The sequence below is a fragment of the Actinomadura fibrosa genome (assembly GCF_900659615.1).
Classification (GTDB): domain Bacteria; phylum Actinomycetota; class Actinomycetes; order Streptosporangiales; family Streptosporangiaceae; genus Spirillospora; species Spirillospora fibrosa.
Genome location: NZ_CAACUY010000058.1, coordinates 1 through 13,725 on the forward strand (window position 1 = coordinate 1; position 13,725 = coordinate 13,725).

12 protein-coding genes are annotated in these 13,725 nt (G+C 73.4%); 8 read left to right on the top strand and 4 right to left on the bottom strand.

Annotated features, from left to right (window positions below; genetic code table 11):
- Positions 1–939: serine/threonine-protein kinase (locus E1300_RS20895; RefSeq protein WP_131758716.1), on the bottom strand; the 939-nt coding region annotated here is incomplete at its 3' end.
- A 126-nt stretch (positions 940–1,065) separates the two neighbouring features.
- Here E1300_RS20895 and E1300_RS20900 point away from each other — a divergent pair.
- On the top strand, positions 1,066–1,464 hold the full coding sequence (locus E1300_RS20900) for a hypothetical protein (RefSeq protein ID WP_131758717.1): 399 nt from the start codon (positions 1,066–1,068) through the stop codon (positions 1,462–1,464).
- Positions 1,465–1,594: 130 nt separating this feature from the next.
- Here E1300_RS20900 and E1300_RS20905 read toward each other — a convergent pair whose 3' ends face one another.
- Positions 1,595–2,848 (bottom strand): MFS transporter, encoded by a 1,254-nt coding sequence (locus tag E1300_RS20905; RefSeq protein ID WP_131758718.1) that lies wholly within the window; start codon positions 2,846–2,848, stop codon positions 1,595–1,597.
- Positions 2,849–3,079: 231 nt separating this feature from the next.
- On the bottom strand, positions 3,080–3,601 hold the full coding sequence (locus E1300_RS20910; RefSeq protein ID WP_131758719.1) for a TetR/AcrR family transcriptional regulator: 522 nt from the start codon (positions 3,599–3,601) through the stop codon (positions 3,080–3,082).
- 154 nt (positions 3,602–3,755) lie between these two features.
- On the opposite strand from E1300_RS20910, the gene E1300_RS20915 reads away from it, so the two are divergent.
- The 3 genes from E1300_RS20915 to E1300_RS20925 all read left to right on the top strand — a co-directional run bounded on the left by E1300_RS20915 (position 3,756) and on the right by E1300_RS20925 (position 6,764).
- A complete protein-coding gene (locus E1300_RS20915; RefSeq protein WP_131758751.1) occupies positions 3,756–4,937 on the top strand; it encodes a cysteine desulfurase family protein in 1,182 nt (393 codons plus the stop codon).
- Between the two features lie 41 nt (positions 4,938–4,978).
- A complete protein-coding gene (locus tag E1300_RS20920; protein WP_131758720.1) occupies positions 4,979–5,833 on the top strand; it encodes a DUF1206 domain-containing protein in 855 nt (284 codons plus the stop codon).
- An 88-nt stretch (positions 5,834–5,921) separates the two neighbouring features.
- Entirely contained in the window at positions 5,922–6,764 is an 843-nt protein-coding gene (locus E1300_RS20925; protein ID WP_131758721.1) for a DUF1206 domain-containing protein, read from the top strand.
- A gap of 1 nt (position 6,765) precedes the next feature.
- On the opposite strand, the gene E1300_RS20930 is transcribed toward E1300_RS20925, so the two are convergent.
- A complete protein-coding gene (locus E1300_RS20930; protein ID WP_131758722.1) occupies positions 6,766–7,848 on the bottom strand; it encodes a DUF695 domain-containing protein in 1,083 nt (360 codons plus the stop codon).
- 67 nt (positions 7,849–7,915) lie between these two features.
- On the opposite strand from E1300_RS20930, the gene mnmA reads away from it, so the two are divergent.
- The 4 genes from mnmA (at position 7,916) to ligA (ending at position 13,679) form a co-directional block, all read left to right on the top strand.
- A complete protein-coding gene (gene mnmA / locus E1300_RS20935; protein WP_131758723.1) occupies positions 7,916–8,995 on the top strand; it encodes a tRNA 2-thiouridine(34) synthase MnmA in 1,080 nt (359 codons plus the stop codon).
- Positions 8,996–9,372: 377 nt separating this feature from the next.
- Positions 9,373–10,224, top strand: coding sequence for an LLM class F420-dependent oxidoreductase (locus E1300_RS20940; protein ID WP_242619284.1), 852 nt, complete (start codon positions 9,373–9,375; stop codon positions 10,222–10,224).
- A 21-nt stretch (positions 10,225–10,245) separates the two neighbouring features.
- Positions 10,246–11,262 carry a methionine synthase gene (locus E1300_RS20945; protein ID WP_131758724.1) on the top strand — a complete coding sequence of 339 codons (1,017 nt, stop codon included), beginning with the start codon at positions 10,246–10,248 and terminating at the stop codon, positions 11,260–11,262.
- 248 nt (positions 11,263–11,510) lie between these two features.
- Positions 11,511–13,679: an NAD-dependent DNA ligase LigA gene (ligA, locus tag E1300_RS20950; RefSeq protein ID WP_131758725.1), complete on the top strand. Its 2,169-nt coding sequence runs from the start codon at positions 11,511–11,513 to the stop codon at positions 13,677–13,679.
- Positions 13,680–13,725 lie beyond the last annotated feature (46 nt).

Below are 13,725 nucleotides of genomic sequence, written 5' to 3' on the forward strand. Positions count from 1 at the left end.
AGCGGCGCCCGCCGTACCGGCCGCACCCGCCGCTCCGGCGGCCCCGGCGGCCCCGCCCGAGCCGAGCCCCAGCGCGGTGAGCGGGAACAGCACCGACAGCGCCGCGGCGGCTCCCGCGAGCGCCCGCACGCCGTTCCCCTCCCAGCCCGGTCCGTACGCGGCGGCCGCGGCGGACTCCAGCTCCGCCACGAACGCGGCGGCGCCGAGCGGCCGCTCCCACGGGTCCTTGGCGAGCCCGCGCGCGACCAGCGGCCTGAGCGGCTCGGGGACGTCCCCGACCGGAACCGGCGCGTGCAGGTGGCGTCCCATGAGCCCGGCCTGGTCCTCGGCCGTGTAGGGGCGCCGTCCCGTCACGCACTCGAAGAACACGCACGCCGCCGCGTACACGTCGGTGGCGGGCGACGCGGGCTCGTCGCGCCACTGCTCAGGCGCCATGTACACGGGCGTCCCCGACCGCCCGGCCTCGCCCGCGTCCGCGGCGACGCCGAAGTCGATGAGCTTGCTCAGGCCGTCCGCCCGCACGATGACGTTCGCGGGCTTGTAGTCGCGGTGGACGATCCCGAGGTCATGCGCGGCGGCCAGCCCCAGAAGCGACCCCTTCAGCACCGCCAGGGCCGCCTCGGGCCGCAGCGGGCCGCGCTCGGCCAGCACCGCCTTGAGGGACGCGCCGTCCACGGCCTCCATGACGATCGCCGCGCCGTCCGGCGTCTCGACGAGCCCGTACAGGCGGGCGACATACGGGTTGTGCAGGCGCCGCAGCAGCTCGGCCTCGCCGCGGAACCGCTCCCGGAACCGGGCGTCGCGGGCGGTCGCCTCCGCGAGGTACTTGATCGCGGCGGGCCGTCCGGTGGCGTCGTGCCGGGCCAGCACGACGCGGCCCTGCGCGCCCTCGCCGAGCACGCTCAGCTCGGTGTAGCCGGGAACCCGCCATCCGCCCATGGAACTCCGCTCTCAGCAGTACTACCCCACGGGGTTATACCGGACGCGGACGCCGCCGGTCCGAGTGGAGGCGTCTCGATCGGGTACCACGGTGGCGCGATGCATGGAGAGACGGGAGGCCGGGCGATGGGCACGGTACGTGTGGTCTTCGAGACGCCCCAGGACTTCGACGGCGTGCGGGTGCCCGAGCTGACGGTCGACGCAGACCGGCTCGTGCTGGTGGCGGGCGGGACCGTGGTGCTGGACGTCCCCGCCGACAACGTCAGGGAGGTGGGCCCTCCGGAGGAGGCGGCGCAGGTCCCCGCGGCGGTCGAGCCGCTGCCGGAGCTGCGCACGCCGTACCCGAACGCGGGACGGATCTGGACGGCCGCCGAGGAGGACGAGCTGCGGCGCCTCTGGGCGGCCGGTGCGAGCGAGGCGGAACTGGTCGAGCGCTTCGGCCGCTCACCCGAGGCGATCGACGGCGCCGTCCACCGCCTAGGCCTCCCGCTGTTCGAGGACGGCCCCCACCAAGCAACCGGCTAACCACCCGACGTGGGCGCCGGGCGCACGGCGAAACGCGACCGCCCCGCGCAGCCGGGCCGGGGACAGCGGCGACGCGAACGCCCCGCGCTTGTGGGCTTGGTGTGGCCGGGGCGCGGGGCGTTCGCCGGGGTTAGGCCGCGACGGGCTCGCGGGGTTCGTCTGGGACTCGGGCGTCGGTGCCGGTGCCGGGCACGACCGCTTCCGAGGCCGCCACGACCGCGTCGGAGCCGTGCGCGGCGACGTCGGCGCGGCCGCGGAGCGGGGCGAACCGGGCGCCGGCGGCGATCACCAGGGCCAGCAGCACGACGACGCCGACGCCGAGCCGCAGCGAGGTGGCGTCCGCGAGGAAGCCGACCACCACGGGGCCGAGCAGCAGGCCGCCGTAGCCCATCGCGCCGACCTGCGCGACCGCGGCGGCGGGACGTCCCGGCGCGGCGGTCCCGGCCAGCGAGATCGTCGTCGGGACGATCGTGCAGACGACCAGGCCGGTCAGGAAGAAGCCGGCGATGGCGAAGGGCGCCGCGGGGGCGAGGACGACCACCGTCATGCCGAGCGCGGTGCCGATCCCGGCGCCGGTCAGCAGCCGCCGGGTGCCGATCCGCATCCGGACGCGGTCGCCGGCGAGCCGTCCGATCAGCATGGCCAGCTCGAACATCGGGTAGCCGAGCGCGGCGACGGCCTGGGTGGCGCCGAGCTCGTCGTGCAGGAGCAGCCCGCTCCAGTCGGCGATCGAGCCCTCGGTCATGAACGCGATGAACGCGAGCACGCCGATCAGGTAGACCGCGGCGGGCAGCCGCCGGGCCGCGCGCCCGGTCGCCGTCCCGGCCGGGGCGGCGGGGTCGGGCAGGTAGGTGCGGCCGAGCAGCAGGCCGAGCGGCAGCGCGAGCAGCGCGGCGGTCAGCACGGTGGCGGTGAAGCCGAGCCCGGCGGCGGCGGTGGCGGCGCCGAACAGCCCGCCGCCCATCGCGCCGACGCACCAGCCGGCGTGCATGCCGCTGAGGACCGGGCGGCGGTACGCCTGCTCGACGACGCTGCCCTGCGCGTTCATCGCGATGTCGGTGATCCCGAAGGTCATGCCGAACACGGCGACGGAGGCGAGCAGCAGCCCGTAGGTGGGCGCCAGCGCGACGCCGACGTAGGACAGCGCGGTCAGCGGCAGCGCGACGCGCAGGACGCCGCGGCTGCCCGCGCGGGCCATCACGCCGCGCAGCGCCTGCATGGCGATGATCGCGCCCAGGCCCCAGATGAGGACGACGATGCCGACCTCGCCCTCGCTGGTGCCGAACTTGCCCGCCAGCGCGGGCATGCGGGCCACCCACACTCCGGTCAGCAGGCCTGCCAGCGCGAAGGTCAGGAACGTGCCCCAACGGGCGCGGAACAGCATGGTTCACCTCTTTCTAGGCTCGGTCGGGGCGCGGCCCCGTCGCAGGGTCGTGGCGCGCACGCGGGGGCGTGCGCGGCCGGGGTGGTGCGGTCGTGTCAACGGGTCGGGAGGGACAGAGGGGGCGGACGTGCTGGAACGCTCCAACCCGGACTGGGACCGGAGCGGCTCAGGTCGTGCGTCGGTGGGGGCGGCGCCGGAGGGCCGGGCCGGGGGCGCGCTCGGCGCCCGCCGTCACCGCTGGAGTAGGGCCAGCAGCCGCTGCTTCAGCGCTTCCAGCTGATCGGCGCCGTACAGCCCGGGTGCGTGGCTCACCACTTCCCAGAGGCCCTCGGCGGCCAGCCGGACGACCATCGCGCCGACCGGGTCGGGATCCTCGGTGGGAGCCCGGCCGTGCCAGCGGCGCATTGCCTCGTTCAGCGGCTCGGCCTGCTCCGGATCGGTGGCGGCGGCCGTGATGGCCGACCATCGTCGGTGGGTCCGCGCCTCGCCGGTGAGGATCTCGAACGTCGCCTCGACGTAGGCCCGGTCGTAGGAGCCGGGCGTCCCGTCGTCGTAGGAGGCGATCAGGTCGTCGAACTCCTCGATGACCCGTGCCACGAGGGCCTTGACCAGTGCTTCCTTGGTGGGGAAGTGGTAGAGCAGCCCGCCCTTGCTGACGCCGGCGCGGTCCGCGACCGCGGCGAGCGTCAGCGCCTGGGTCCCGTGCTCGGAGAGCAGGGACTCGGCGGCGTTGAGCAGGGCTTCCCTCTTCATGGCCTCTCCACTGTACCGACCGGACGGTATACCTGCCAACCGGCGGCCCGGCGGAGATATTCCCTGTTCAGCCGGTCCCTCCCCGGATCGACCCGGACGACCCTCCGGCCTCCGGGAGGAGCGGACCGCGGGCGCGGATACTGTTGTCGGCGTGGTGACCTACCTCGATCACGCGGCGACGACCCCGATGCTGCCCGAGGCCGTCGAGGCGATGACGGCGGGGCTGCGCGAGCTCGGCAACCCGTCGTCCCTGCACGCCCTCGGGCGGCGCGCCCGCCGGGTGGTGGAGGAGTCGCGCGAGATCATCGCCGACGCCTTCGGCGCCCGGCCGAGCGAGGTGGTGTTCACCTCGGGCGGCACCGAGGCCGACAACCTCGCCGTCAAGGGCGTCTACTGGGCGCGGCGCGGCGCCGACCCGGCCCGCACCCGCGTGCTGGCGAGCGCCGTCGAGCACCACGCCGTCCTGGACGCGGTGCAGTGGCTCGCCGACCACGAGGGCGCTCGCGTCGAGTGGATCCCCGTGGACGGGGAGGGCCGCGTCCGTCCCGAGGCGCTGCGCGAGGCGATCGGCCCCGGCGGCGGCGCGGACGTGGCGCTCGCCACCGTCATGTGGGCGAACAACGAGGTCGGCACCGTCCAGCCCGTCGCGGAGCTGGCCGCGGTGGCGCGCGAGCACGGCGTCCCCTTCCACACCGACGCCGTGCAGGCCGCCGGGCACCTGCCCGTCCGCTTCGCGGAGAGCGGTGTCCAGTCCCTCGCGCTCACCGGCCACAAGCTCGGCGGCCCGATCGGCGTCGGCGCGCTGCTGCTGGCCAAGCCCGCCGAGCCGCTGTTCCTCGACCCGGTGCCGCTGCTGCACGGCGGCGGCCAGGAGCGCGACGTCCGGTCCGGGACGCTCGACGCCCCGGCCATCGCCGGGTTCGCCGCCGCGGTGCAGGTCGCGGCCGCCCGCCGGGACGCCGAGGCGGCGCGGCTGGCGGAGCTCCGCGACCGGCTCGTCGAGGCCGTCCGCGCCGTCGTGCCGGACGTGGTCCTGAACGGCGACCCGGTCGGACGGCTCCCCGGCAACGCCCACCTGTCGTTCCCCGGCTGCGAGGGCGACGCCCTGCTGATGCTGCTGGACGCGCGCGGCATCGCCTGCTCGACCGGGTCCGCCTGCTCGGCGGGCGTCTCCCAGCCCAGCCACGTCCTCCTGGCGATGGGCGCGGGCGCCGAGCGCGCGCGGGGCTCGCTCCGCTTCACCCTCGGCCACACCTCCACCGAGGAGGACGTGAAGCTCCTCGCGGACGCCATCGGCCCCGCCGTCGAGCGCGCCCGGCGAGCCGGCCTCGGCTAGGGCGTTTGCCGTCCTTCGGCGTGGGGGAAGGCGGGAACCTGATGGAAACGACGGGCGGCGGCGGGCTGCGGCGGTTCGGACGGGCGACCGCCGGGCACCCGTGGTTCCACCACCTGTCCCGGGCCGGTCTCGCGGCCCGCGGCGTCCTGTACCTGCTGATCGGCTGGCTGGCCCTGCGGATCGCGCTGGGCGACGGCACGCACGAGGCCGACAAGCGCGGCGCCCTCCAGACCGTGGCGGCGAACCCGGGCGGGCTGCTGGTGCTCGCCCTCCTGGCGGCCGGGTTCGCCGGGCTGACCCTGTGGCAGGTCTCCGAGACGCTGTACGGGCGCCCGCTACCCGGCGGGCACCGGAAGCGGATGCGGCTGCCCGCCCTCTTCCGCGCGCTCACCTACTTCGTGGGCTTCGCCGGGACGCTCCAGTTCCTCTTCGGGCACGCGGGGGAGTCCAGCGACCAGCAGTCCCGAGCCTGGTCGGCGCGGGCCATGGCCGAGCCGGGCGGCCGCTGGGCGGTCCTCGCGCTCGGGGCGGGGTTCCTCGCCTGGAGCGCCGTCACCCTCTTCAACGCCGTTCGCCTCGCCTTCAAGGACGAGCTGAAGACCGACGACATGGGACGGGCCGCGCATCACCTCGTCCAGCCGCTCGGTGTACTCGGGAACATCGCGCGCGGGCTCGTCGGCGGCGCGGTGGGCGTCTTCCTCGCCTACGCGGCCATCCGGTTCGAGCCGGAGCGCACGCAGGGAATCGACGGCACGCTCCGCGAGTTCGCCGGGACCCCCGCGGGCGCGTGGGGCCTCATCGCGGTCGCCGTCGGGCTGCTGACGTTCGGCCTGTACTCCTTCTGCGAGGTGCGGTGGCGCCGCGTGGAGGCCGTCGAGCAGGACGAGGGCCCGTAAGCCCGCTGGTGAGACCCCCCAGGGACTTTGCCCGCGTTTGACCTTCGCGCTGCCGGGCACAGCCTCGCCGTCCACAAAGGAGGCGGGGATGACGGCAAGCGTGGCGCACAACAACGCCAAACATGTCGGCCGGCAGGCGGCCGGCCATTCGCTCTTCCACAAGCTGTGCAGGGCCGGGCTCGCCGCCCGCGGCGTCCTGTACCTGCTGATCGGCTGGCTGGCCGTGCAGATCGGCCTCGGCGACAGCGGCGAGGAGGCCGACAAGAAGGGCGCTCTCCAGACCGTCGCGGAGAAGCCCGGCGGCACCGTGATGCTCTGGCTGCTGGTCCTCGGGTTCCTCGGGCTGGCGCTGTGGCGCTTCTCCGAGGCCGCCTTCGGCCAGCCGCTGCCGGACGGCCAGAAGGCGACCAAGCGCCTGGCGTCGTTCGGCCGCGGGATCTTCTACACCGCCGGTTTCGTCACCATGCTCAGCTTCGTGCTCGGGCAGGGCAGCAACTCCAGCAACGAGCAGTCCAAGACCTGGACGGCCCGCGCCATGGAGCACACCGGGGGCCGCTGGCTGGTCCTCGCGGTCGGCATCGGCTTCATCGCCTGGGGCGTCGGCAACGTCGTCGGCGCGGTGCGCCGCAAGTTCCTGGAGAAGCTCAAGCTCGGGCAGATGAGCCCGCGCACGAAGCCCGTCGTCAAGACCCTCGGCGTGGTCGGCCGCAGCGCCCGCGGCATCGTCTTCGGCGCCGTCGGCGTCTTCCTGGCGCACGCGGCGATCAAGTTCGACCCGGACAAGGCCAAGGGCCTGGACGGCACGCTCCGCGAGTTCGCCGGGACGGCCGCCGGCCCCTGGCTGCTGGTCGCGGTCGCCATCGGGCTGCTGACCTTCGGCGCCTACTCGTTCTGCGAGGCCCGCTGGCGCAAGGTCGAGGCCGTCCGATAGCTCAGGGCTGGTAGGGCGCGAGGGCACGCCAGCCGGGGTCGTTCGTGGAGGCGACCTTGGCCTTGCCCTCCGCCCAGCCCGCGGCGAGCTGGTCCAGCTCGCCGATCACCCCCGAGTCGGGGTCGGCGTAGAGGTGGAACACCCGCAGCCCGTCCCCGGTCTCCCGGACGGCGAGCACCGCCCGATCGCCGAGCTCGCCGAGCTTCTCCTCGAACTTCCGCAGCGCCCCCGACGACGGCTCCACCGGCAGCCGGTCGGGGTTGCTGTTGGCGTACGGCACCGTGATCGCCACGTGCAGGTCGCAGAGCGGGTAGTCCTGCCGGTGCAGCGGGAACCGGGCGCCCAGCCGGGCGGGGTGCCCGCGGGGCGTGCGGCCCTCGCCGGTCAGCCAGGCGGGCTCGGCGAACGGCTCGGCGACCTGCTCGACCACCGCGGACAGCATCGACGGCGGCAGCGAGTCGATCGGCGCCTCCGTCGCGATCCCGACGTCGCCGATCCAGCGGGCGACGTCGTCCTCGCCGAGGGCCCAGTCCAGGACGTGCAGCGCGACCTGGAGCTGCTGCTCCTCCGAGACGAACAGGAAGTCGGGATGGTAGGCGGTGATGTGCACCCGGGCGCGGTCGCCGTCGGCGCGCATGCCGAGGCGCACGTACTCCAGGTCGAACTCGTGGTCGCCGAGCACGAGGTCCTGGGAGAGCATCTCCGGGTCGGGCTGGCGCGCGGGATGGAAGGTCCACCCGGCCGCCGCGGCCCCGGTCGGCGCCGCCCGGAACCACCGCTCGGTCAGCCCCCGCAGCTCGGGATCGCCGCCGCCGGTCACCGTCAGCGTGGGCGAGCGGTCCTCGGCGCCGCCGATCTCCCACTGCAACCCGCCGTGGATCTTGTGGACGCGGCGGGACAGCTCCTCGATCGTCTCGGCGGACAGCCCCTCGCCCGGCGTCCCCGGCTCGGCCGGCTCCGGTCCCGGGGCGGCGGCCAGCGACGCCTCGATCGTCGGGCGGGCCTGCGCCCACCATTCCCAGAACTCGCTGATGGCGGGCGGCGTGGCGGCGGACGACTCGCGCGGGCGGCGGAAGATTCCCATAGCGCGCCCAATCGTACGCGGAATTGATTCGGGCCGACCCGTCCCCGCCGCGTACGCTCGAAGCACTATGACTCTGCGCGTACTCGCCGCCATGTCGGGCGGCGTCGACTCCGCCGTGGCCGCCGCCCGGGCCGCCGAGGCCGGGCACGACGTCACCGGCGTCCACATGGCCCTTTCGAGCAACCCGAGCTCGTACCGGACGGGCGCGCGCGGCTGCTGCACCCTGGAGGACTCCCGGGACGCCCGCCGCGCCGCCGACGTGATCGGCATCCCGTTCTACGTCTGGGACCTGGCCGAGCGCTTCCACCGGGACGTCGTCGAGGACTTCGTCAGCGAGTACGCGGCCGGCCGCACCCCGAACCCGTGCCTGCGCTGCAACGAGAAGATCAAGTTCGCGGCGCTGCTGGACCGCGCCATGGCCCTCGGCTTCGACGCCGTCTGCACCGGCCACTACGCCCGGCTGGAGGACGGCGTCCTGCGCCGCGCGGTCGACCCCGGCAAGGACCAGTCGTACGTCCTCGCCGTCTGCACGCCGGAGCAGCTCGCCCACGCCCTGTTCCCCCTCGGCGACACCACCAAGGCCGACATCCGCCGCGAGGCGGAGCGCCGCGGCCTCCAGGTCGCCGACAAGCCCGACAGCCACGACATCTGCTTCATCGCCGACGGCGACACCAAGGGCTTCCTGGCCGACCGCCTCGGCACCGCCCCCGGCCCGATCCTGGACACCGACGGCACCAAGCTCGGCGAGCACGACGGCGCCTACGCCTACACGGTCGGCCAGCGCAAGGGCCTGCGCCTCGGCACCCCCGCCCCGGACGGCCGCCCCCGCTACGTCCTCGACATCTCCCCGGTGACCAACACGGTCACGGTGGGCCCCCGCGAGGCGCTCGACGTCCACGAGATCACCGGCGAGCGTCCCGTATGGCTCGGCCCCGCCCCCGAGGACCCGTTCACCTGCCACGTGCAACTCCGCGCCCACGGCGAGGTCTACCCCTGCACCGTCGAGCCCGGCGACACCCTGCGCATCACCCTGGACGCCCCCGCCCGAGGCGTCGCCCCAGGCCAAACCGCCGTCCTCTACAAAGGCGACCGAGTCGTAGGCTCCTCCACGATATTTGCCAGCAAAGCCCTTGGCGTCAGGCGTTAGCGCGCCTTCCTTCAACGGGCGTTGCGGCGATCGCTGCATCGCTCCGACTCGCCTAGCGGCTCGCTGCGCGATCAAGTTCTCGCAGGCTCGAACTTGGCTTCGCACGCGATCGCAGCGTTGAGGTGGTCGATACAACTTGAGTCCTCGCCTGACCGCGCTGTACTTGGTGCACCGCCCTCGGCGTCAGGCGCTGGCGCGCTCTCGCTCAGCGGGCTTTGCGGCGATCGTTGGCATCGCTTCGGCTCGCCTGGCGGCTCGCTGCGCGATCAAGTTCTCGCAAGCTCGAACTTGGCTTCGCACGCGATCGCAGCGTGCGGGGGTGGCGACGTGGGGCGGGCGTCTCGGGCGGGGGGTTGCGCGGGCTAGGGTCGGGACCGGTGATCTTCTGCTTGGAGGCGGCTGTGGAGTTCGGCGTATCGACGTTCGTGACCGATGAGGGCATCCGGCCCGCGGTGCTGGGGAAGGCGCTGGAAGAGCGCGGGTTCGCGTCCCTGTTCCTTGCCGAGCACTCGCACATCCCGGTGAAGCGCGAGACGCCCTGGCCCGGCGGCGCGGACCTTCCGCGCCAGTACTACCGGACGCTCGATCCGTTCGTCGCGCTGACCGCCGCGGCCGCCGCCACCGAGCGGCTGCGCGTCGGCACGGGCATCGCGCTGGTCATCCAGCGCGACCCGATCCACCTCGCGAAGGAGACGGCCTCCCTGGACCTGGTCTCCGGCGGGCGCGCCGTCCTCGGCGTCGGCGCCGGCTGGAACCGCGAGGAGATGCGCAACCACGGCACCGACCCGACGACCCGCATGCGGCTGCTGCGCGAGCGCGTCCTCGCCGTCAAGGAGCTCTGGACGAAGGACGAGGCCGAGTTCCACGGCGAGTTCGTCGACTTCGACCCGGTGTTCTGCTATCCGAAGCCCGTCCAGGACCCGCATCCGCCCGTCCTGATCGGCGGTTCGGGGCCGACCACCTTCGACCGCGTCCTGGAGTTCGGCGACGGCTGGATGCCGATCTACGGCCGCGGCACCGACGCGCTCCCCGACCAGATCGCCGACCTGCGCGACCGTGCGGGCCGCGAGCTCCCGGTCACGATCTTCGGCGTCCCGCCGAAGCCGGACGTCATCGCCGCCCTGGCCGAGGCGGGCGTCAACGAGGTCCTCTTCAACCTCCCGACCGAACCGGAAGGCGAGACCCTGGACCGCCTTGACCGCATAGCCGCCCAGTGCCTACCGCAGTGAGCGTTGCAATAAAGTTCCCACGTGACGACTAGTTATCCGTGGGAGCTGGGGACGGCCACAGGCGTCGGGTCCTACCCCGGCGATGATCCGGCTGAGGCGCTGCGGGTCGTCCTCGGCGAGCTGCCCGAGCTGCCGCACCTGCCCGAGCTGCCCGCGCGCGGCCCCGGCGCCGACCTCACCGGGCGGACGGCGGGGCTGCTGGTCGACATGCCGGTGCGGGTCGAGCCGTCCGGCTGGCGGTTCTCCGACCGGCCCGGACGCGACACGCTCCGCGCCCACGACCACCTCGCGCGCGACCTGGACGTCCTGGAGGAGATCGCGGGCGGCCACGACGGACCGTTCAAGATCCAGGTGTGCGGGCCGTGGACGCTGGCCGCCACGATCGAGCTGCGCAACGGCGACCGGGCGCTGAAGGACCCGGGCGCCGTCCGCGACCTGGCCGCCTCGCTCGCCGAGGGCGTCGCCGCGCACGTCGCGGACGTCCGGCGGCGGCTCCCGGCCGCGCGGATCCTCCTGCAACTGGACGAGCCGGGCCTTCCCGCGGCGCTGGCGGGCACCGTCCCCACGGCGAGCGGCTTCTCTCGGCTGCGGGCCATCGAGGAGCCCGTCGCCGAGGACGTCCTGCGCCGGGTCATCGAGACCGCCTGCGCGGACGACGCCGCGTACCCGATCGTCCACTGCTGCGCCCGGAACGTCCCGTATGCGCTGCTGCGCGGCGCCGGGGCCAAGGCGATCTCCGTCGACCTGAGCCTCATACCGAAGCGGGACGACGACGCCGTGGGGGAGACCATCGACGCGGGCGTCGGGCTGTTCCTCGGGGCGGTGCCCGCGTCCGACACCGTCCTGCCACCGCTCCGGTCGACCGCCGAGCCGGTCAGGGACCTGTGGCGGCGACTCGGCTTCCCGGCCCCCCAACTGGCCCGCCAGGTGGTCGTCACCCCGGCCTGCGGCATGGCGGGCGCGTCCCCGAAGTACGTTAGGGACGCCCTGAAACGCTGCCGAGACACCGCCCGAATGCTCCATGAAGCGGCGGAGTAACACAGCCCCGGGGCTCAGCGCTGATCAGGTAGAGGCGGCATACTCGCCGAGCTGCGATCGCGTGCGAAGCCAAGTTCGAGCCTGCGAGAACTTGATCGCGCAGTGAGCCGCTAGGCGAGCCGGAGCGATGCAGCGATCGCCGCAATGCCCGTTGAAGGAGGGCCTCCAAGGCCCGACGCCGAGGGTATTGCAGGTGAGAAGGCGTGCCGGGGGGTCGTGTTGTCAGTGGTAGGCGCGAGAATGGGCGCATGACCATGAGCGAGGGTGTTCCGGCGGAGGCGGCTCAGCGGCATCGGGAGCTGAGCGAGCGGATCGACGAGGGCAACTACCGCTACTACGTGCTCGACCAGCCGACGCTCACGGACGCCGAGTACGACCGGATGATGCGGGAGCTCCGCGAGCTGGAGGACCGCTACCCGGAACTGGTCACGCCCGACTCGCCGACGCAGAAGGTCGGCGCGCCGATCACGACCGACTTCGCGACCGTCGATCATCTGGAGCGCATGCAGAGCCTCGACAACGCGATGAGCGAGGACGAGCTCCTCGCGTGGGACGAGCGCGTCGTCCGGGAGGTCGGCGAGGTCGCCGGCTATTTGTGCGAGCTGAAGATCGACGGCTTGGCGATCGCGGTGACGTACGAGAAGGGCCGGCTGGTCCGGGGCGTCACTCGCGGTGACGGGCGCACCGGTGAGGACGTCACCAACAACATCCGCACGATCGCCGACATCCCGAACCGGCTGGAGGGGGAGGGCTGGCCGGACGTCCTGGAGGTGCGCGGCGAGGTCTTCCTCCCCGTGGAGGGGTTCGAGCAGGTCAACGCCGCGCAGGTCGAGGCGGGCAAGGAGCCGTTCGCGAATCCGCGCAACGCGGCGGCCGGGTCGTTGCGGCAGAAGGATCCGCGGATCACCGCGCAGCGCCCGTTGAGCATGCTCGTGCACGGGTTCGGCGCGTGGCGCGGCGGGAAGCAGCCCGACAGCCAGTCCGGGGTGTACGAGTGCCTGCGCGGCTGGGGGCTGCCGTGCAGCGACCGCTACAAGGTCGTGGACGGTCTGGAGGCCGTCCGGGAGTACATCGAGTACTACGGCGAGCACCGGCACGATCCCGCGTACGAGATCGACGGGGTCGTCGTGAAGGTGAACCAGTTCGCGCTCCAGCGGCGGCTGGGGTCGACGAGCCGGGCGCCGCGCTGGGCGATCGCGTGGAAGTACCCGCCGGAGGAGGTCAACACCAAGCTCCTCGACATCAAGGTCGGCGTGGGGCGCACCGGGCGCGTCACCCCGTACGGGACGATGGAGCCGATCAAGGTCGCCGGGTCCACCGTCGAGCGGGCCACGCTGCACAACGCGAGCGAGGTGAAGCGGAAGGGCGTGCTGATCGGCGACACGGTCGTGCTCCGCAAGGCGGGCGACGTGATCCCCGAGATCGTCGCGCCGGTGACGGCCCTGCGGGACGGCACCGAGCGCGAGTTCACGATGCCGACGCACTGTCCCGAGTGCGGCACGGAGCTGGCGTACGAGAAGGAGGGCGACGCCGACATCCGCTGCCCCAACGCGCGGTCCTGTCCCGCGCAGCTCCGCGAGCGGCTGGCGTTCGTGGCGAGCCGCAACGCGCTGGACATCGAGGCCCTCGGCTATGTCGCGGCGACGGCGCTCACGCAGCCGCTGGAGCCCAGTGACCCGCCGGTCAAGAACGAGGGCGACCTGTTCCACCTCACGGTCGAGCAGCTCCTGCCGATCAGGAGCGTCGTCCTGGACGCGCGGACCGGCACGGCCAAGACCGATCCCAAGACCGGCGAGCCCAAGATCGTCAGCTTCTTCGCCAACAAGGAGGGCGAGCCGAAGAAGACGGTCGAGATGCTGTTCGAGGAGCTGGAGAAGGCCAAGTCGCAGCCGCTGTGGCGGGTGCTCGTGGCCCTGTCGATCCGGCACGTGGGGCCGTCCGCCGCGCAGGACCTCGCCCGCGAGATGCGTTCGATGGACGCGATCGCGAACGCCTCGGAGGAGGAGCTCGCCGCGGTCGACGGCGTCGGCCCGACGATCGCCGCCTCGATCCGGGCGTGGTTCGAGGTCGACTGGCACCGGGAGATCGTCGAGAAGTGGCGCGCGGCGGGCGTCCGGATGGAGGACGAGGGCGCCGCGGGCCCGCGGCCGCTGGAGGGCGTGACCGTGGTGATCACCGGCTCGCTGGAGGGGTTCAGCCGCGACTCGGCGACCGAGGCGGTGCAGAACCTCGGCGGCAAGGTGTCCGGATCGGTCTCGAAGAAGACGGGTTTCGTCGTCGTGGGCGACAGTCCAGGGTCGAAATACGACAAAGCGGTCAAACTGGGCGTACCGGTCTTGGAGGAGGAAGGGTTCCGCGTCCTGCTGGCGGAAGGGCCAGATGCGGCCAAAAACGTAACTTTGCGCGCGGACGGATAACCGCCCGTGGTGGACGCCCTGGTCACCAGCGGAGGGTTACTGAGCG